Annotated in this window: 17 protein-coding genes; 10 read left to right on the top strand and 7 right to left on the bottom strand. The window is 42.0% G+C overall.

Annotated features, from left to right (window positions below; all coding sequences use genetic code 11):
* The first annotated feature begins 63 nt into the window (after positions 1 to 63).
* A complete protein-coding gene (locus B5F91_RS10650) occupies positions 64 to 498 on the top strand; it encodes a DUF5606 domain-containing protein (RefSeq protein ID WP_087429076.1) in 435 nt (144 codons plus the stop codon).
* Positions 499 to 563: 65 nt separating this feature from the next.
* Here the strand turns inward: B5F91_RS10650 and B5F91_RS10645 are convergent, their stop codons facing one another.
* Together B5F91_RS10645 and B5F91_RS10640 are read right to left on the bottom strand one after the other, a co-directional pair.
* A complete protein-coding gene (locus tag B5F91_RS10645) occupies positions 564 to 1094 on the bottom strand; it encodes a GNAT family N-acetyltransferase (RefSeq protein WP_087429075.1) in 531 nt (176 codons plus the stop codon).
* 12 nt (positions 1095 to 1106) lie between these two features.
* Complete coding sequence (locus tag B5F91_RS10640) at positions 1107 to 2396, bottom strand: M64 family metallopeptidase (protein WP_087429074.1); 1290 nt, start codon at positions 2394 to 2396, stop codon at positions 1107 to 1109.
* 130 nt (positions 2397 to 2526) lie between these two features.
* Here B5F91_RS10640 and B5F91_RS10635 point away from each other — a divergent pair, with 130 nt between their 5' ends.
* Entirely contained in the window at positions 2527 to 3009 is a 483-nt protein-coding gene (locus B5F91_RS10635) for an Lrp/AsnC ligand binding domain-containing protein (protein WP_087429073.1), read from the top strand.
* Positions 3010 to 3070: 61 nt separating this feature from the next.
* Here the strand turns inward: B5F91_RS10635 and B5F91_RS10630 are convergent, their stop codons facing one another.
* From B5F91_RS10630 to B5F91_RS10620, 3 genes are read right to left on the bottom strand one after another with little or no spacing between them, the layout of a single operon-like run.
* On the bottom strand, positions 3071 to 3325 hold the full coding sequence (locus B5F91_RS10630) for a DUF4834 family protein (RefSeq protein ID WP_087429072.1): 255 nt from the start codon (positions 3323 to 3325) through the stop codon (positions 3071 to 3073).
* 57 nt (positions 3326 to 3382) lie between these two features.
* Complete coding sequence (locus tag B5F91_RS10625; protein ID WP_087429071.1) at positions 3383 to 4087, bottom strand: CDP-alcohol phosphatidyltransferase family protein; 705 nt, start codon at positions 4085 to 4087, stop codon at positions 3383 to 3385.
* Positions 4088 to 4109: 22 nt separating this feature from the next.
* The gene (locus B5F91_RS10620; RefSeq protein ID WP_087429070.1) at positions 4110 to 4799 is read right to left on the bottom strand and encodes a phosphatidylserine decarboxylase family protein; all 690 of its coding nucleotides are present in this window, start codon (positions 4797 to 4799) and stop codon (positions 4110 to 4112) included.
* A gap of 200 nt (positions 4800 to 4999) precedes the next feature.
* On the opposite strand from B5F91_RS10620, the gene dnaE reads away from it, so the two are divergent.
* From dnaE to B5F91_RS10585, 7 genes are all read left to right on the top strand, one after another.
* Complete coding sequence (gene dnaE, locus B5F91_RS10615) at positions 5000 to 8797, top strand: DNA polymerase III subunit alpha (RefSeq protein WP_087429069.1); 3798 nt, start codon at positions 5000 to 5002, stop codon at positions 8795 to 8797.
* 44 nt (positions 8798 to 8841) lie between these two features.
* Positions 8842 to 9159 (top strand): thioredoxin, encoded by a 318-nt coding sequence (gene trxA, locus B5F91_RS10610; RefSeq protein ID WP_087429096.1) that lies wholly within the window; start codon positions 8842 to 8844, stop codon positions 9157 to 9159.
* Positions 9160 to 9292: 133 nt separating this feature from the next.
* Complete coding sequence (locus B5F91_RS10605; protein WP_087429068.1) at positions 9293 to 9628, top strand: hypothetical protein; 336 nt, start codon at positions 9293 to 9295, stop codon at positions 9626 to 9628.
* A gap of 89 nt (positions 9629 to 9717) precedes the next feature.
* The gene (gene thiD / locus B5F91_RS10600) at positions 9718 to 10551 is read left to right on the top strand and encodes a bifunctional hydroxymethylpyrimidine kinase/phosphomethylpyrimidine kinase (protein WP_087429095.1); all 834 of its coding nucleotides are present in this window, start codon (positions 9718 to 9720) and stop codon (positions 10549 to 10551) included.
* Between the two features lie 209 nt (positions 10552 to 10760).
* Positions 10761 to 11645: an ACP S-malonyltransferase gene (gene fabD / locus B5F91_RS10595; protein ID WP_087429067.1), complete on the top strand. Its 885-nt coding sequence runs from the start codon at positions 10761 to 10763 to the stop codon at positions 11643 to 11645.
* 233 nt (positions 11646 to 11878) lie between these two features.
* Positions 11879 to 12394 carry a PH domain-containing protein gene (locus B5F91_RS10590; protein WP_087429094.1) on the top strand — a complete coding sequence of 172 codons (516 nt, stop codon included), beginning with the start codon at positions 11879 to 11881 and terminating at the stop codon, positions 12392 to 12394.
* A gap of 97 nt (positions 12395 to 12491) precedes the next feature.
* Entirely contained in the window at positions 12492 to 13877 is a 1386-nt protein-coding gene (locus tag B5F91_RS10585) for a PH domain-containing protein (RefSeq protein WP_239416406.1), read from the top strand.
* Positions 13878 to 14151: 274 nt separating this feature from the next.
* Here the strand turns inward: B5F91_RS10585 and B5F91_RS10580 are convergent, their stop codons facing one another.
* Together B5F91_RS10580 and B5F91_RS10575 are read right to left on the bottom strand one after the other, a co-directional pair.
* Positions 14152 to 15843, bottom strand: coding sequence for an alpha-amylase family glycosyl hydrolase (locus B5F91_RS10580; protein WP_087429065.1), 1692 nt, complete (start codon positions 15841 to 15843; stop codon positions 14152 to 14154).
* An 11-nt stretch (positions 15844 to 15854) separates the two neighbouring features.
* On the bottom strand, positions 15855 to 16940 hold the full coding sequence (locus B5F91_RS10575; RefSeq protein ID WP_087429064.1) for an HpaII family restriction endonuclease: 1086 nt from the start codon (positions 16938 to 16940) through the stop codon (positions 15855 to 15857).
* 309 nt (positions 16941 to 17249) lie between these two features.
* Between B5F91_RS10575 and B5F91_RS10570 the strand changes: the two genes are divergently transcribed.
* Positions 17250 to 19571: a TonB-dependent receptor gene (locus B5F91_RS10570; protein ID WP_087429063.1), complete on the top strand. Its 2322-nt coding sequence runs from the start codon at positions 17250 to 17252 to the stop codon at positions 19569 to 19571.
* Positions 19572 to 19584: the final 13 nt, after the last annotated feature.

Genomic DNA, 19584 nt, shown 5'->3' with positions numbered 1-19584 from the left:
TTGTATATGTCAGATGTGAATTGTATTTTTTGTTTAATTAAATAACTAAACTTATAAATTTGTATGTTGAAGACTATTTTGGCTATCTCGGGTAAACCGGGATTGTATAAATTGATTTCTCAGGCTAAAAATATGTTGATTGTTGAAAACATAGCCGATAAAAAAAGAATGCCGATTTATGCAAGTGATAAAGTAATTTCATTGGGCGACATTGCTATGTATACAGATGCTAATGAAGTTCCTTTGGCAAATGTGCTTGAATCTGTAAAACAAAAAGAAAACGGTGAAGAGGTAAAGTTGGATTATAAAAAAGCTTCAGGTACGGAATTGCATGCTTTTATGGCAGAAGTATTGCCGCAGTATGACCGCGACCGTGTTCATTCCAGTGATATCAAGAAATTGATTCAATGGTATAACTTGCTTATCTCAAGCGGTGAATCTGATTTTGTGGAAGGAATCCAGACTGAAACAGTAGAAACAGCAGCAGAAGCGGAATAAGTGTATTAAAAATGAGGGTGTGTCAAAATGAAAATCAATTTCTATTTTGGCACACCCTTATTTTATTATTTGCCATATATGTGCTGATAGATCTCATCACGTATTTGCGGATAGCAGGTATCAATTTCAGGTGTCCCTAGATACATAAGGTAGAGAGGGATTTCTTTGCCTCCTTTCCGGTAGGCAGGCTGAATATAGTCTTGTGTACAAAGAGAAAATCCGCAGCGTTGATAGAAACCAATCCGTCGTTTGCTCATTTCATCTTCTGGTCTTTCTACTTCTAATATGATGGGTTGGTCTGTGAATTGTTTTTTTAGTTCTTCCATAATATGTTTGCCATACCCTTTATTACGGACATCAGGCGAAGTTGCCAAATGTTCTGCATAGTAGAAACCTTTCAGTTTCCATATTGTAATGAATCCGATGGGCTTTTCTTTTTCGCAAATCAGGTAGCAGGAAAAAGCGGGGTTGTGGTCTGTATTATAGCGTTGTGCGTCATCATCTCTCCGTTCTTCCAAAGGGAAAGACGAGTGAAGCAATTCTTCTATGAATGGATATTGGGGATGTTGGGTGGTAATGTGTGTAAATGTCAGCATAATGATTGTTTTTTATTCAGTATAAAATAATATTAATTTTTCGAGGGCTCTTTCGCATACAGGACAAAAACAAGGAGCTTCGTTTATCTTCATCCGGCATTCAGTAGTAGGGCGATATATGCCTTTCAGGGTATACCCTCCGCCTTCATATACGCCTACTTTTGTATAGATTGTTGTCGAATCGGTCTCAATCGGAGTTGGAATGGGAGTATTTTCAGGGATTAAATCTTCCCATTTGCTTTTGAAATCAACTAATGTGGTAATATTAGGTTCCCATGGTTCTACTGTATATGGGTAAAGCGGGCTTGGTGCTGTATCGTATGCATATTCGTCTGCCAATCCTCCAAAACTATGTCCGAATTCGTGTACGACTACAGGTTTAAACATTGCATGGTGTGCAGTTGTCAGCAGATAGGCATTGAATATGCCTCCTCCTCCATACGTATCAGTGTTGGCTAATATAATGATGTGTTCGTAGGGAATGCCTGCCAGCCAATTGTGCATGGCTTTTACTGAACGTGTTGTCAGATAGCGGTCTGAATAAAACGTATCGAAATGTGAATTTACGGCAGTGCTTTTCCACTCGTTATTCCGGGGAATGCTCACTCCGCTATCTTGTGAAACAGATTCTACTGCAACTATATTGAATTTATTTTTCATGTGTTTAAATGGTTCGTGTGCAAATATTGCATCACAAGCCTCTTGTGCATCTTTGTAGAAAAGATTCATTTCATCGGCTGTATAGCCTTCTGCCATAATGGCAATGTCAATACATTTATCAGACGGGCCACTTTGGAGCAGGTAGCGGTGTGGGGTGATTCGGGTTGTCCCCCGTTGGTGGATAAGGATATCTTTGGGGTTAATCTCATGTGTAAGGGATGCGCATGGCTTGTGATAAGCGTCCATTAGTTGGATAGTGACAATAGCAGGATGTTTCGGATAGGGTAATAAAAAAGAGTTCTCAAAGCCGCGTGTTACGTGTTTTGCTTCATCTTCTCCTAACCATTCTTGGAATAGGCTGGAAAATGAAGTACGGTAAATTACTTTGCCGCTTTCCTTGTCTTTCATGACAATGTTTCCATTGCCGGCTAATGGAAATTGATTGAGAGAATGCCGGCGTCCTGCCCAGCCTGGAAGTGATACCAATTCATCTAGGCTAATGGTTTGTTGCTGAGCGTTTCCGTTAAATAAATAATCGACACGAAGTGTTTTTTCGGAGAAGTATTCATCGAAATTTTGGGCTTTCATTCCTCCTGAGATAAGGAGGAGCACTGTTAATGCGGATATAATCTTTTTTCTCATGATAGTATATTTTTAAGTGCAAAGATAAGATTATCTATCTAATTCATGCAAAAAAGTGAATAAAAGTTCTTGATTATATATGGATATGGAACAAATTTCGTTATATTTGTATCAAATTAAAATAGAATAAATGGGACATCATCAATTGGACAAATTAGACGAACAGATTCTGCGTTTGATTGCAGATAATGCACGTATTCCGTTCTTGGAAGTTGCGCGTGCATGTAATGTATCGGGTGCTGCAATTCACCAGCGTATTCAAAAGCTGACTAACTTGGGGATTTTGAAAGGTTCTGAATTTATTATTGATCCTGAGAAAATTGGCTATGAGACATGTGCTTATATAGGTTTGTATTTGAAAGACCCTGAACAATTCGATTCGGTGACGGAGGCTTTGAAGCTTATTCCTGAAGTGGTGGAATGTCATTTCACTACGGGGCAGTATGATTTGTTTATTAAGATTTATGCTAAGAACAATCATCATTTGTTGAACATTATTCACGATAAGCTTCAACCGTTAGGGCTTTCACGTTCAGAAACGATTATTTCATTCCGTGAGGCCATTAAGCGTCAGATGCCAATACAAGATTTGGTAGAAGAGGAGGACCAATAGGCTTAAAATGAAGAATTAAGAATGATTTTAAAAGAGATATTCTTAATTCTTCATTTTGTTCTTACTCTTTTATCTCTTCAAAATCGATATACTCTCCTTCGTCTTTATCAAAAATCTTTTTCTTTTGTGTCTGATCAGAGGTTTTTGTATTGTTGTAGAAATCTTCTGATTGTGTTTTTGTTTCAGATGTTTGGGTATTGCGGGTCATTTTACGTCCTAATCCCAAAATGGAACGGAAGACTTTGAATACCAATGCTATACCGATAATTAAGATTATCAGAAGAAAGAAAAATGCGAATCCTAAAATTTGAATCATATTCTTTGGCTTTTTAGTTAGAAAAGTACAACAATCGTGCCACTTATTGCTGTGTTATTATTTTTTAGGAATTATAAGTGATAATAAGATGTACCAGATGATAACAGCTGCAAATCCGCTTAGTTGGAAAATCACAAATAAGGGGATACAAACAAGCAAAAACACATAACTGATCCGGTTATGTTTCCACGATAAATCTTTGAATTTTAAAGAAAACATCGGAAGTTCTGCCACCAATAAAAGTGACATGATGATAACCAAAATAAGTAAGTAGAGTGCGTTGAAATGCGTAGATGTTAGAAACGCATATTCTCCTGTGGCTAAAGACCCCCAAAATAAGGCATTGGCAGGAGTTGGCATTCCGATAAACGAACTGGTCTGACGTTCATCAATATTGAATTTAGCCAGTCGGAGACCGGAAAATACAGCAATAAGGAAGGCTGTATAAGGTAATATGGGACGTAAGGCTTCCATGAAAGCCGGATAGTGTACTTCTTTGAATAAAGCAAAAGCGATAGCTGCAGGAGCAAGTCCGAATGTAATATCATCTGCTAAAGAATCCAGTTCCTTGCCTATCGGTGAGGATACATGAAGCAAACGGGCGGTCATTCCGTCAAAAAAATCAAAGGTTGCACCAATGATGATGAAAAGGAATGCCCATCCGTATTTCCCTTGAAAAGCCATATATGAAGCAATGCAACCTGAAAACAGGTTACAACAAGTCAGTGTGTTTGGAATGTTCCGGGTAATTACGTTTGCCATGCTTCTTGTCCTCCTTCTTTGTTTATTTCAGTTTGGCTATTATGGTTTGGTTGCCTACTGTCTTTTGTCCCATGCGTACGCAAACTTCAGTGCCTAGGGGCAAATATACATCTACACGTGAACCGAATTTGATGAAGCCCATGTGTTCATCGATGTAGCATTCTTCTCCTACTTCAGCATACGTTACAATACGTCTGGCAACGGCTCCGGCTATTTGGCGTGCAAGAACAGTATGTCCTTCTGGAGTTTCAATCACGATAGTAGAACGTTCGTTTTCGGTGCTTGCTTTAGGAAGCCATGCTTTTAGGAAACGTCCGTTTTGATGTGATACATGTTTGATTTCTCCGTCTACAGGATACCAGTTCGCATGTACGTTGGTGATGCTCATAAAAATGGAAATCATTAGGCGGCGGTCATGAAAATATTCATGTTCCTCTACCTCTTCGACTACAACAATCTTACCGTCGGCAGGTGCCACTACTATTTTTTCCGTATCTTGGTTGAATAACCGTATTGGACAGCGAAAAAAGTTCACCATCAGTAGGTACAGAATAAGACTGGCTAGTGCTACAATGTAGAAAAAGATTTTGTATTCTATTCCCCAATATAATCCTAGATTAAGTATGAGGAGCAGAATTGCAGCGGTAATCAAAATGTGTGTTCCTTCTTGATGTAACCTTATCTTTTTTATTTTCTTCCTAATTTTATTCATTGTGTGGCAATAATGTGGTCATTGCAATTTTTTCATCGTGCAAAAATATAGTTAATTTGTCTACCCTGCAAGTAAACAGGCTTTAGAAATTAATATCTTCAGCCTTTTTTCATAAAAAATCAAGTTTTCTTTTGCCTAAAGCCTTGTTTCTTCTCATAAACCTCGGTATCTTTGATGCCTGATTTAATCATAACTGAATTATGCAAGATTTTGTTCATTTACATGTTCATACGCAATATTCCATTTTGGATGGCCAGGCATCAATCGCCCGTTTAGTGGATAAGGCAATTGCTAATGGAATGAAAGGCATTGCCGTGACCGATCATGGTGATATGTTTGGAATTAAGGAATTCTTCAACTATGTAAACAAGAAGAATGGCGGTACAAATGGCGAGATAAAAGACTTAAAGAAGAAGCTCTCGGCTTTGGAAAGCGGCAAGCAGGAGTCTGAGAATCCGGAAGCAGAGATATTAGCTTGCAAAGAGCAGATAGAGGCTGCCAAAAAGAAATTGTTCAAACCGATTATCGGGTGTGAAATGTATGTGGCGCGTAATCGTTTGACAGAGAAGAACGGGAAGCTTGACCAAAGCGGTTATCACTTGGTTGTATTAGCCAAAAACTTGACAGGCTATCATAATTTGATTAAATTGGTATCGAAAGCATGGACACAGGGATTTTATATGCGTCCGCGTACTGACAGGGTCGAATTGGAAAAATATCATGAGGGTCTGATCGTTTGTTCGGCATGTTTGGGAGGAGAGGTGCCGAAGCGTATTACAGCCGGGCAGTTTGCTGAAGCGGAAGAGGTTGTTCAATGGTATAAGAATTTGTTTGGAGACGATTATTATTTAGAACTTCAGCGTCATAAAGCTACGGTGCCACGTGCAAATCATGAAATTTACAAATTGCAGGAAGTGGTGAATCAGAAATTGATAGAATATGCCCAAAAATACAATATCAAGCTGGTTTGTACGAATGATGTCCATTTTGTTGATGAAGAAAATGCAGAAGCACATGACCGGTTGATATGCTTAAGTACAGGAAAAGATTTGGATGACCCTAATCGTATGCTTTATTCCAAACAGGAATGGATGAAGACTAGGGAGGAGATGAATGCGATATTCAGTGATGTTCCTGAGGCTTTGGCGAATACTTGTGAAATATGCGATAAGGTTGAGTTTTATTCTATAGACCATGCACCGATTATGCCTACGTTCTCTATTCCAGAAGATTTTGGTACGGAAGCAGAATACCGGAAGAAATATACGGAAAAAGACTTGTTTGACGAGTTTACGCAAGATGAAAACGGGAATGTAGTCATGAGTGAAGCCGATGCGAGAGCAAAAATCGAACGTTTAGGTGGATACGATAAATTGTATCGTATCAAGTTGGAAGCGGATTATTTGGCAAAATTGGCTTATGAAGGTGCTCACCGGAGATACGGCGAAGATTTGAGCGATGAAGTAAAAGAGCGGATAAAGTTTGAATTGCATATTATGAAGACAATGGGTTTTCCGGGATACTTCTTGATTGTGCAAGACTTTATATCAGCAGCCCGCAATCAATTGGATGTATCTGTAGGACCGGGGCGTGGGTCTGCGGCAGGTTCTGCTGTGGCTTATTGCTTAGGGATTACGCAAATCGACCCGATTCGATATGATTTGCTTTTCGAACGTTTTTTGAATCCGGACCGTATTTCTTTGCCCGATATTGATGTGGACTTTGATGATGATGGACGTGGAAGGGTATTGAACTGGGTGACTGAAAAATATGGGCAGGAAAAGGTGGCGCATATTATTACATACGGTACTATGGCGACCAAATTAGCTCTTAAAGATGTGGCACGAGTCCAAAAACTTCCTCTTTCAGAATCCGACCGTTTATGTAAGTTGATTCCGGATAAAATACCTGACAAGAAGTTGAATTTGCCCAATGCCATTGCTTATGTGCCGGAACTTCAGGCGGCGGAAGTCTCTTCTGACCCTGTTTTGCGGGATACGATTAAATACGCTAAAATGCTGGAAGGGAATGTCCGAAATACAGGCGTACATGCTTGTGGAACAATCATTTGCCGGGATGATATTACAGATTGGGTACCTGTAAGTACGGCTGATGATAAGGAGACAGGGGAAAAAATGCTGGTTACTCAATATGAAGGTTCAGTCATTGAGGAAACCGGCCTGATTAAAATGGACTTTTTGGGACTGAAAACGTTATCCATTATTAAGGAAGCGGTTGAAAACATTCGGCATAGCAAAGGAATTGAATTGAATATAGATGAAATTCCTATTGATGATTTGGCGACTTATCAATTGTATAGTGATGGACGGACAATCGGAACATTCCAGTTTGAATCGGCTGGTATGCAGAAATATTTGCGTGAGCTTCAGCCCTCCACTTTTGAAGACTTGATTGCCATGAATGCGCTTTACCGTCCGGGACCGATGGATTATATACCTGATTTTATCGACCGTAAACATGGGCGGAAGCCGATAGAATATGATATTCCAATCATGGAGAAGTACCTGAAAGATACTTATGGCATTACGGTTTATCAGGAACAGGTGATGTTGCTCTCTCGTTTGCTGGCTGATTTTACTCGTGGAGAATCAGATGCTTTACGTAAGGCAATGGGTAAGAAATTGCGTGATAAACTGGATCACATGAAGCCGAAATTTATCGAAGGAGGGAAGAAGAACGGACATGACCCGAAAGTGCTTGAGAAGATTTGGGCAGATTGGGAAAAATTTGCATCATACGCATTCAATAAATCGCATGCGACCTGTTATTCTTGGGTGGCTTATCAGACCGCTTACCTGAAAGCTAATTATCCGTCGGAATATATGGCAGCTACAATGAGCCGGAATATTTCCAATATAACTGAAATAACCAAGCTGATGGACGAGTGTAAAGCAACAGGCATCAATGTCTTAGGTCCGGATGTGAACGAGAGCTGGATGAAGTTTTCAGTAAACCCTCATGGGGATATCCGGTTCGGTTTGGGAGCTATAAAAGGAGTAGGGGAATCTGCCGTACAGAATATTCTTACAGAACGTGAAAAGAACGGTCCGTTTAAGAATATATTCGATTTTGTGCAACGGGTGAATCTCTCGGCTTGTAATCGGAAGAACATAGAAAACTTGGCATTGGCTGGCGGATTTGATAGTTTTGGCGGTATCAAACGTGAGGACTTCTTTGTCAAGAATGCCAAAGACGAAAGTTTTGTTGAGGTGCTGGTACGTTATGGAAACCGTTATCAAGCGGATAAGGCGGCTGCTGTAAATTCGTTATTCGGTGGGGAACAGGCGGTGGAAATTGCGACTCCCGAAATTGTGCATGCACCGTCATGGAGTGATTTGGAGCGCCTGAATAAGGAACGGGAATTGGTAGGCATTTATCTTTCAGCCCATCCGCTTGATGAATATGCCGTAATATTGGAGAATGTGTGCAATACTCACATGGACCAATTGGTTGACTTGACCCCCTTGCAGAACCATGATTTGACGTTAGGAGGCATTGTAATAGGTGTGCGTGAAGGATATACGCGTACGGGAAAGCCATACGGCATTGCAAAAGTGGAAGACTATTCTGGAACGGCGGAATTTGCATTCTTCGGGAATGACTGGGTAGACAAGAAGAATTTCTTCAATGAAGGAATGTTTTTGTTTATGAGAGGAAAATGCCAACCTAAGCAATGGAAGCCGGATGAATGGGAAGTGAAAATTAATACGATTGAATTGCTTCCCGAAGTGAAAGACAATTTGATAGAGAAAATTACGGTTACCGCTCCTCTTTCGGCTATTAATGATGAAATGATTATGGAATTAGGCTCAATGGTGAAAACTAATCCGGGGAATACGGAATTATATTTCTTTATTCGGGATGAGGACGGGCAGATGTTTGTGAACCTGATGTCGCATACATTAAAGATTTCGGTTCGAAAAGATTTGGTAAATTACTTAAAAAGCCAGCCTTTGTTGGACTATAAAATAAATTAGTATTATATTTGCGCTTAGAATTGCAAACCAAAAACAAGAAGATTATGGCACTGACAATTAAAGATGACAATTTTGAAGCTATTGTAGCTGAAGGAAAACCTGTAGTATTGGATTTTTGGGCAACATGGTGCGGACCGTGCCGTCAGATTGCTCCGTATATTGAAGAGCTGGCAGAAGAATATAAAGACAAAGTGAACATCGGAAAATGCGATGTTGACGAAAGCGCAGACCTGCCTGCACAATTCGGTGTGCGTAATATTCCTACCGTACTTTTCATTAAGAATGGAGAAGTGGTAGACAAGCAAGTGGGGGCTACAACAAAAGCCGCTTTGAAAGAGAAAGTGGAAGCATTGTTGAAGTAATCCTTTCCGGTTGGCAAGATAAAGCCTAAGGTTTTTCATGCTTACTAAAACGGGGATGAGAACCGTATAGGCTCATTATCTTGTTAACTAGCCAATTAAAACAGTATATTATTAATCTTAAAATGATTGAACTATGGGAATGGATGACGATTTCTTGTTGGAAGATGAAGACGATGAAAAGACCATCGAATTCATAAAGAATTATTTGCCTCAAGATTTGAAAGGCAAGTTCTCAGATGATGAGCTGTATTATATGCTCGATTTGATAGTGGACTATTATACAACCAGCGGTTGCCTGGATGCTCAACCAGATGAAGAGGGTTATATCAACATCGACCAAGATGAAATTGTGGATTACATAGTCGGTGAAGCCAAAAAAGACGGTATGGGGCCTTTCGATCCCGATGATGTATTCTTTGTAGTACAAGGTGAAATGGAATACGGAAATTCGTTAGGTGAAGTGGAATAACATGAAATGTAAAATCCGAGGTTTTCTTTTCAAATGGGAGCCTTGGATTTTTTCTATGTTTGCGCATGAAATTTGAAAAAACAAGAAACGTGAAACAATATCCATGCATATTAACCATCGCCGGCTCCGATTGCAGCGGAGGAGCCGGCATACAGGCAGACATCAAAACCATCTCTGCCTTGGGAGCATATGCGGCAAGTGCTATTACCGCCATTACCGTACAAAACACATGTGGAGTTTCAGCTATATGTCCTGTGCCTTCCACTTATGTAAAAGGGCAAATTCAGGCGGTTATGACAGACATCTCACCTGTATCTGTAAAAATAGGCATGATTAACGATGCCGGAATCATCCGTGCCATAGCCGAATCGCTGCACGAATTTACACCTTATTATAAATACATCGTGCTCGACCCCGTCATGGTCTCGACCAGCGGATGCAAACTGATGGAAGACAATGCCATCGAGTCTCTGACCTCCCAGCTAATGCCTATGGCTACCCTTATTACCCCTAACCTGAGCGAAGCGGAAGTGCTGACGGGAAAGCGCATCACGACGATCCCCGAAATGGAAATAGCCGCTAAAGAACTGCTCGGTTTCGGAAGCCAAGCCGTCTTAGTCAAAGGCGGGCATCTGAATGAGAACGAAATGTGCGATGTGTTATATATAAAAGGAGAAGAACACCCGCACCGTTTCTCTTCTCCTAAAATAGAGAGCCGCAATACGCACGGCACTGGCTGTACCCTCTCTTCTGCCATAGCCACTTACCTCGCCTTAGGAGAACCGCTCGACGAAGCGGTACGGAAAGCCAAAACATACGTTTACGAGGGCATCCTGAACGGAAAAGACGTACACATCGGAGAAGGCCACGGACCGTTGAACCATTTCTTTGCACCTGTAGCGATGCGGGTAAATGAAAAATAAGCTAAACGCAGAGGCGCAAAAGCGCAGAGAATATATTTTAAAGAAGGCAAAGTACACGGAGCCTGATGCCACTCTTTGTGCTCTTTGCTTGCTCTAAATAAAGACTTTGCGCTTTTGCGTCTCTGCGTTTGATTTATATATTCAAAAAGTTCTTCATTCTTCATTAAAATTCGTACCTTTGCCGCAACATTAACTTAAAAACAATCGATATGAAAGCATTTGTATTTCCCGGCCAGGGAGCCCAATTCGTAGGCATGGGCAAAGACCTCTACGAAAACTCTCCCTTGGCAAAAGAATTATTCGAGAAAGCGAACGAAATCTTAGGATACCGCATTACGGATATCATGTTCAACGGAACGGACGAAGACCTGCGTCAAACCAAAGTGACCCAGCCTGCCGTATTCCTTCACTCGGTTATTTCGGCATTGTGTTTGGGTGATGAGTTCAAGCCCGAAATGACCGCCGGACACTCGTTAGGCGAGTTCTCGGCATTGGTAGCTGCCGGAGCCTTATCGTTCGAAGACGGTTTGAAACTGGTTTATGCACGTGCAATGGCAATGCAGAAAGCGTGCGAAATGCAACCTTCTACCATGGCTGCTATCATCGCTTTACCTGATGAGAAAGTGGAAGAAATTTGTGCGCAAGTGGCACAAGAAGGTGAAGTATGTGTAGCGGCTAACTTCAATTGCCCGGGTCAAATCGTCATCTCAGGCTCTATCGAAGGCATCAACAAGGCTTGCGAACTGATGAAAGCGGCAGGAGCCAAGCGTGCTTTGCCCCTGAAAGTAGGCGGTGCGTTCCATTCTCCGTTGATGAATCCGGCTAAAGTGGAATTGGAAGCAGCTATCAACGCTACGGAATTCCATACACCGAAATGCCCGATTTACCAGAATGTAGACGCTAAGCCGCATATCGACCCAGCCGAAATCAAAGCGAACTTAGTTGCTCAATTGACCGCATCGGTACGCTGGACACAAACCGTACAAAACATGATAGCCGATGGGGCAACCGAATTCGTAGAATGCGGACCGGGTGCAGTATTGCAAGGATTAATCAAGAAGATTAACAAAGAAGCGAACGCGCACGGAATCTAATAAATGAAGAATGAATGCCAATCAGGAGTTAAATGCCAATACCTTTTCATCTGTTTTTCAGACACATGGATATTGGCTTTTAACTCTTGGATGAAGTGATAACTCCTGTAAAACATAACTGTTTTTAATTCTAGATGTGCATAATCAGCCAATATCCGCTCATTCTTTATTCTTAATGACTTTGTTGCAACATAAAGCAACTCACATAATTAGCTTATTTCATGGCACACCTTATGACAAACAAACAATTAACCATTGACAATATTGATTGCGTGGAAAACCTTCACTATACGCCCCTTGAAGGAAAATACTTAAAGGTGCTGTATGTAAAGACCTTATTCATTTATTTGGCTTTTATGGTACTTGCGCTTTTCCTGCTTTTGGCTGATACATTCAACTATCGTTACCTGACCGTTGTTGGTATGGAAGGTGTTTTGCTGATAGCTCTTGTGGTCAACTTCTTCCTCTTGCCTAAGGCTTTTGCCTATAAAGGATTCGCCATTCGTGAACACGACATCACCTATCGTTCTGGATTGTTCTTCCCCTCTGTAACTACTATCCCTTTTTGCAAAATACAGCAGGTTAGTGTCCGCCAAAACTTAATCACACGGATGTTCGGGCTTTATACTATTGACATTGTGAACGGTGCCCAACTGCTTGCCAATACTAGCATTCCGGGACTGGCAGAAGAGAAAGCCAATGAAATAAAAGTTCTAATCATCGAAAGCATAAGAAATGAGGGCAAATGATTTTTCCGCACCACAGCGGATGAGCTTCAGCGCGTTCGTGATATTCTTTTTAAAGTACTTGCGGAGTTATACAGGTTTTCTGTTCGTGCTTGTGCTTATGAAGATATTCAACCCGGATAACGAATACACCTTCGGAGAAATCATCGGGATAATTCTCTCCTTTCTGGGTGGCGTGTTGGCATTGGCAACCATATCAGCTTTTCTCAATTACTATTTCAAGAAGTATTACGTTGAAGGCGGTAACTTGGTGTTTATCCATGGTGTCTTGCAAAAGGAAAAGACCAGCATACCGTTGTGCAAAATCCAGTCGCTTCGTATGAAACGGGGGTTCATGTATCGCCTTTTAGATATGAGAGGGGTCTCTTTTGATACATTGGCTTCGAATACCGCCGAAATAGAACTTATTCTTGACGATAAGGATTGGAATATGCTGTTCAACCAAGTGGAAATGCAAGAAAACGGATTGGAAGAAGGGCTAGAAATAGGACAGGATGAAACTGTAAACAATCGGAACCGGAGGCTGGATGTCAGGAATGTCAATTTAATAAAAGGGGCTTTTTGCCAAAACCACCTGAAAGGCATGGTGATATTGGCGGGGCTTTTCGTGACGTTGTGGAATCAGCTAATGTCGGTCAACGATAAAGCCGCCGTTTATGTCATCGACTATGCGAGTGCGCATATCGACTTTTCATCATTCCCATTGATTGTCTTAGTTTCGGTTGCTTTCATTCTGTATATTGTTATGTTGGTATTGTGGATAGGTAAAGTCTTTTTTCAATATTTCAATATGGATATACAGATGGACGAGAAACAGTTGTTTTTCGAAAGTGGACTGGTATCTCGCAACAGTATCAGGTTTTCATACGATAAAATATGCACGGTTTACGTCAAGCGGAACTTAATTGAAAGATGGTTGAATTGTTGCACCATTATGCTGAAACAAGCATTGAACGCCACAGACGAAAAACGTGGTGCCGATGTGAAGATTTACGGTTCCAATGAGGCGGGGAACTTTTTGGACTGGTGGTTGGGGAAGAATTACGCCTCTTCCAACCTTGTTGCTTCAGCCAGTTCTGGCTATGGTTTGTTGGGTTACGTCATCCGGTATGACTTTCTTCTTTCGCTTTTGGCAACGGTTGTTTTGTGCTATTATGGGCTTTATACTTGGATTATCGTGCCTGTCGTTTACCTGTTGGTTTCGTTGGCTAAAGGGCTTTCTGCTGTCCGTCAAAGCCGCATCACCCTGAAGGAAGATTATCTGGAAGTCAGCAATGGTAAGTTTGCCGAGGTGAAAAACTATTTCAAATATGCCAATGTGGAGGTCGTACGAATAGTTGCTACCCCATTCACTCCGCACTTTCATCGCGTGAACTTGGTTGTTTCCACCAATGGGACATCGTTTGTTATGCGCAGTCTGAAAGAGCAGGAAGCAAGGGAGATATACGAATGGCTGCTGTGCCGTACGAGCCGCCTTTCTTCCTGAATCATTGATTGGCTGCACTGGTGCATATCCCGCTTTTTGCCCGTGCCGTTATGGTACAGGGTATTGCATAAATCCGGTATCTATAGTCAACCAGAAATGAATTGCAAAAAGATGTGTGAATTCTTTTATTGAACACAGAGACACAGAGGTACAGAGAAATAAAATTAGAAGAGAAGACAAAGTACACAGAGTTAGTGCTTTTCTCCGTGGACTTTGTCTTCTTTAAAAATAAAAAACTCTGTGCCTCTGCGTCTCTGTGTTCAATGAAATAAACTCAAAAAGCAATCTTCAGCATCTTCCCTCCTAATGCCGGAAGATCTAATGTAATCGGCTTGTCGGGTATCCATGAAAGAACTTCTTCTTTGCCCGAAAGCAAATCTTGAGCCGTATATTTCTCCATTACAGGCATCTGCAAGAAATCGAACGCATGTTGCGGAACATTAACACCGATATGTACGGGTATCGACTCAAAGTTGGCGATAATCAACAACACTTCGTTTTCGTATTTACGCAAGAAAGCGTATTGGCGGTGTTCGTTCATCAGCCAGCCTCCGCAATTCACGTACATCAGGTCGAAGAACTCGCCTTTGGCTATTGCCTTCTCCGTATTGCAGAGATTCAACACATGTTGGTAATAATGACGGATTTCCTTTTCCTTGTTATTTAACAGATGCAGGTTATAGCGTCCGTGATTGCTCCAACGCCGGATGCTGGGGATACTCCAGTAATCGAATATCGTAGTACGTCCGTCGCGTCCGCTGAAGCCTTCCGAGTCCATACCTTCTTCTCCTAACTCCTGACCGAAATAAATCATCATCGGATTGGTATTCATACATGCCGAAACCAATAAAGCGGGAAGAGCTTTGCGGGCATCACCGGCAAAGAAATCGGAAGCGATGCGTTGCTCGTCGTGGTTTTCGAGGAAATTCAACATGTGTGGCTGGATATCGTTCACACTTTGCCAACATCCGGTAATCGCCGTAGCTGAAGCATATCCGCACGTCAACGCACGCAACGTGTCATACAAACCTACCTTATCATACAGGTAATCGAAATGCCCGTTATGCAAATAATTGCGGTATTCGTTCGGATTATAGACCTCGGCTATAAACAAGAGTTTGGGATAACGCGCCTTGACTTGCGGAATCACCCAGCCCCAAAACTCGCACGGAACCATTTCTGCCATATCGCAACGGAAACCGTCAATGCCTTTACTTGCCCAAAACAGGAGGATATCCAACATCTTCTTCCATGTATCAGGGATTGGGTCAAAATGGTTTCCGGTATTTCCAATATAATCCACACCGTAATTCAGTTTTACCGTCTCATACCAATCGGTCTTGTTCGGATAAACGTCAAAACGGTTATTTCCCGTAGCCTTTGCCGGCACTTCATCATACAAGCCTTGTTCTTCATCGTAGAAATCGATTTCCCCACCTAAATGAGCGCCCGGTATGTAATAAAAGTTATTGTCCGGAGCAAAAGCTTTCGATGTATCATCGCCTTCCCCTAAATCTTTCACTCCTTCAGGCTTGGCTATCGAATGATACTGGCGTGCCACGTGGTTGGGCACAAAATCGATAATCACATCCAGCCCGTTCTTGTGCGAACGCTCTATCAAAGCCTGAAACTCTTCCATACGATGCTCTACATGTACAGCCAGGTCGGGGTCTACATCATAATAATCCCGGATGGCGTAAGGCGAGCCAGCCTTCCCTTTTACGATAGCCGGATGATTGCGTGGAATGCCGTATGCCGAATAATCGGTTTGCGAAGCATGGGCAATGATGCCAGTGTACCATATATGAGTAGCTCCCAACTTTTTTATCTCGTGCAAAGCCTTTTCGGTAAAATCATCCATTTTGCCACACCCGTTTTCTTCCAAAGTTCCGTTCATCTTATTACGAAGCCCCTTATTTCCAAACAAACGGGTAAATACCTGATAAATAATCATCTTTTCTTCCATAGTCGTATTGTTTATCGTTTCATCAATCCCACTTTCAAGTTCAATTTAAAATAATAGGCACCATTCTCCCGTTCCAGATAACCATACTTGTCTTTTTGAGTCGAACCTTTTTCAAGCCGGGTATTCTGAAACAGAAAATCGGCAAATACTTGTCTGAAAGCACGTTGATAACATAGCAATTCACCGTCTCCTGTCACGAACAGGCATCCGTCAATAGCCGAATCAATGCCGGTATAAACTTTAGCCGGACGCATGCCTGTAGCAATAGCAAGTAGGAATTCCCTCACTTTGTAATCATAATAGCCATGTTTGGTGATAAGTTCGTCTTTAATCTTCAACGGATTCAGTCGTTTCACCGCTTCTGTAAGCTCTGACACCTTTGTAATGCCTTCCAACCACATTAGTCGGGTCATTTCGCCCAACATACGTCCGGCATGCAGGTCTATCATCGAAAGATTGCTGCGGAAAATCTTATCTGCCACGTCATTATACTTCAACACACCTCCTAACCGTTCAATCATCTGCATCCGTCCCAATACATCATCTTCTTCGCCGAACGCATTGATTTTGTTTATGGTAGGTGTTGGAAATTTTATTCCGGTCTGTTCGAATTTGAAGTTTGCCGCACGTCCTCCGTCCAGTAAAGGATATAAAGGACCAATGCGCGAATGTATGCTGAGGCCTGTTAGCGGGGCATTTTCATTATAAAATGCTACTTTCAGGTCTGTACGGTCATCGGTTTTTGCCTCTAGGTTGTAAATGACTATCTCGTCTAAGAATCCTTCCACTCCATCGGGTGAAGTCATGTTATTACCTGAAGTTTCGCGTAATGCTTGTAGGATTAAATTGGCTACAGTTTCAAAATCTTCCCGTGGAATGCGTTTGTCTATGTTTTCACCCCATATCCGTACTTCATTTTTACCTATAATATAATTACGTGTGCCGTCATGTTCCTCCCGTTGCACTTTGGCAATTGGCAGGCAGCAATTTTCATCTCGTTTTACATCCGGCGTGCCTGCATATACATTGCCTTCTGCCAATAAACGGAAGAATGCATACAGTTCGCTCCATTCTTTTTTTGTTGCATCAAAAGCCATATTGTCTTTCCCTTACTATATATTTTCATTTATTTCTTGATACAAAGATAACTAAAATAAATGTCATTCGGTGTGTTATATAAAAACTTATTTGTAGGTAGATGTCTCAAACTACCAAAAAATGGGGAGAAAATAGCGGAAATTTTAGGTGAGAATACCAACTTTTAGTGATTGTGGCATAGAAATAGCTTCTGTACCTTTGCATCGAATTTGAATGATTAAAAAATAAAAGAAGAAATGACAAAACACTGCCTCTTCATATTGCTTTGTGCAATATGTTCTCTCTCTGTTTCAGCACAAAAACGGACAATGCTGTCTGGGAAAATCATCTCGGCAGAGGATAAGAGTATTATCGATTTTGCAACGGTGTATCTAAAGGGCACTGCCTATGGATGTACCACTGATGAGCGGGGTATTTATCATTTAAAAGCTCCTGCGGGTACTTATACCTTAATTGTATCTGCTATCGGGTACGAGACTTTTGAAGAACAGATTACTTTGCAAAGCGGAACACGGACGCGCCAGACTATTGCCTTGAAAACGATGGCACACGAACTGGATGAGGTGGAAGTGGTGTCAAGTGGGGTGAGCCGTATTCAAAAATCTGCATTCAATGCCGTAGCGGTCGATACAAAAGAATTACACAACTCTACCAAAAGCTTGAGCGAAGCCTTGATGCAGCTTCCGGGACTGAAATTGCGCGAATCGGGCGGCGTAGGCTCGGATATGCAACTGATGCTGGACGGTTTTTCGGGTAAACACGTAAAGGTATTCATCGACGGAGTACCACAGGAAGGAGCCGGCACGGCTTTCGACATCAATAACATTCCGGTCAACTTTGCCGAACGCATCGAAGTATATAAAGGCGTAGTTCCCGTAGGATTCGGCACGGATGCTTTGGGAGGTGTCATCAATATTGTGACCAACAAACGCCGCCGGGGATGGCATTTGGACGCTTCTTATTCCTACGGTTCATTCAATACCCATAAATCGTATGTCAATTTTGGACAGACTTTTCAAAACGGGTTGACGTATGAAATCAACGCGTTCCAAAACTTCTCGGACAATGATTATTACATAGACAATTACATCACCGAATTCGGGGAAGACGGAATTACGGAAAATACCGACCGCAATAAGATTTATCATGTAAAACGGTTTAATGACCGGTTCCATAACGAGGCGGTTATCGGGAAAATCGGCTTTATGGACAAGCCTTGGGCAGACCGGCTGATGTTGGGCTTCAACTATTCACATTTTTACAAGGAAATACAGACGGGCGTGTACCAATACATCGTGTTTGGGGAAAAGCACCGCAAAGGACATTCGTTCGTCCCTTCTTTGGAATACAGCAAGCGGGATTTGTTCACCAAAGGACTGGACGTGATGTTGACCGCCAATTATAACCATAACCTGACGATGAACATTGATACGGCATCCTATAAATACAACTGGCTGGGAGACCGGAAGTATACCGGAAGCAAGGGAGAGCAATCGTATCAGGATAACGAATCGAAGAACACCAACTGGAATGCCACGTTTACGGCAAATTACCGTATTGGGTCTGCTCATTCGTTCACGTTGAATCACGTATTGAGCACGTTCAAGCGCACTACACGCTCGAAAGTGGACGGAAGTTCGAAGTTGTCCGATTTCAGCATCCCTAAAATTACCCGCAAGAATATCACTGGACTTTCGTACCGCCTGATGCCTACCGACAAGTGGAATCTTTCGGCATTCGGAAAATATTATAACCAATACAATCAGGGTCCGGTATCGCAAAGTGAAGACGGAGTGGGCAATTATGTTGACATGACCCGCAAGACCAGTTCTTTCGGGTATGGAGCGGCTGGAACCTATTTCATTATCGAAGGGCTTCAGGCAAAGCTTTCGTATGAAAAGGCTTATCGCCTCCCTACAACCGACGAGCTTTTTGGAGATGAAGACTTAGAAGCGGGCAAGACGGATTTGAAACCGGAAAAGAGCGACAATGTAAACTTCAACCTGAGTTATAACCGCCAATTCGGGAAACATGCCGTTTATGTAGAAGGGACATTGATTTACCGTGATACGAAAGATTATATCAAGCGCGGGCTGGATGCCATAGGAGGTATGAGCTATGGTATTTACGAAAACCACGGGCGGGTAAAGACCAAAGGATTCAATGTGTCGGCACGCTATTCGTATGCGAAATGGTTCTCATTGGGAGGCACGTTCAATAACATCAATGTACGTGATGACGAGCGGTATCGTGCGGGAAATACCCAACAGGAAAGCACTACCTACGGGCAACGCATCCCGAACCAGCCCTATACCTTCGCCAATTTCGATGCCACATTTACTTGGCACGACCTTTTTGCGGAGGGCAATGTATTGACTTTGACTTACGACAGCTATTACCAGCACGAGTTTTCGCTTTATTGGGAACATTTGGGAGACCCGCGTTCGAAAAGCCGTGTGCCCGAACAATTCTCGCACAACCTAAGCCTTGGGTATTCGATAAAGAACGGACGCTATAACTTCTCGTTGGAATGCCGGAACTTCACCAATGAAAAGTTATATGATAATTTCAGCCTCCAGAAGGCTGGACGTGCATTCTATGGCAAATTCCGGGTCTATTTCGGAAAGTAAGTTACACTATTAA

The sequence above is a fragment of the Bacteroides sp. An322 genome, assembly GCF_002161765.1.
Classification (GTDB): Bacteria; Bacteroidota; Bacteroidia; order Bacteroidales; family Bacteroidaceae; genus Phocaeicola; species Phocaeicola merdavium.
This window is presented reverse-complemented; position numbering and strand designations above follow the sequence as displayed.

Coding starts and splice junctions, on each gene's coding strand:
- B5F91_RS10650 (WP_087429076.1), top strand. CDS start 64: ATGTTGAAGACTATTTTGGCTATCTCGGGTAAACCGGGATTGTATAAA.
- B5F91_RS10645 (WP_087429075.1), bottom strand. CDS start 1,094: ATGCTGACATTTACACACATTACCACCCAACATCCCCAATATCCATTC.
- B5F91_RS10640 (WP_087429074.1), bottom strand. CDS start 2,396: ATGAGAAAAAAGATTATATCCGCATTAACAGTGCTCCTCCTTATCTCA.
- B5F91_RS10635 (WP_087429073.1), top strand. CDS start 2,527: ATGGGACATCATCAATTGGACAAATTAGACGAACAGATTCTGCGTTTG.
- B5F91_RS10630 (WP_087429072.1), bottom strand. CDS start 3,325: ATGATTCAAATTTTAGGATTCGCATTTTTCTTTCTTCTGATAATCTTA.
- B5F91_RS10625 (WP_087429071.1), bottom strand. CDS start 4,087: ATGGCAAACGTAATTACCCGGAACATTCCAAACACACTGACTTGTTGT.
- B5F91_RS10620 (WP_087429070.1), bottom strand. CDS start 4,799: ATGAATAAAATTAGGAAGAAAATAAAAAAGATAAGGTTACATCAAGAA.
- dnaE (WP_087429069.1), top strand. CDS start 5,000: ATGCAAGATTTTGTTCATTTACATGTTCATACGCAATATTCCATTTTG.
- trxA (WP_087429096.1), top strand. CDS start 8,842: ATGGCACTGACAATTAAAGATGACAATTTTGAAGCTATTGTAGCTGAA.
- B5F91_RS10605 (WP_087429068.1), top strand. CDS start 9,293: ATGGGAATGGATGACGATTTCTTGTTGGAAGATGAAGACGATGAAAAG.
- fabD (WP_087429067.1), top strand. CDS start 10,761: ATGAAAGCATTTGTATTTCCCGGCCAGGGAGCCCAATTCGTAGGCATG.
- B5F91_RS10590 (WP_087429094.1), top strand. CDS start 11,879: ATGACAAACAAACAATTAACCATTGACAATATTGATTGCGTGGAAAAC.
- B5F91_RS10585 (WP_239416406.1), top strand. CDS start 12,492: ATGAAGATATTCAACCCGGATAACGAATACACCTTCGGAGAAATCATC.
- B5F91_RS10580 (WP_087429065.1), bottom strand. CDS start 15,843: ATGGAAGAAAAGATGATTATTTATCAGGTATTTACCCGTTTGTTTGGA.
- B5F91_RS10575 (WP_087429064.1), bottom strand. CDS start 16,940: ATGGCTTTTGATGCAACAAAAAAAGAATGGAGCGAACTGTATGCATTC.
- B5F91_RS10570 (WP_087429063.1), top strand. CDS start 17,250: ATGCTGTCTGGGAAAATCATCTCGGCAGAGGATAAGAGTATTATCGAT.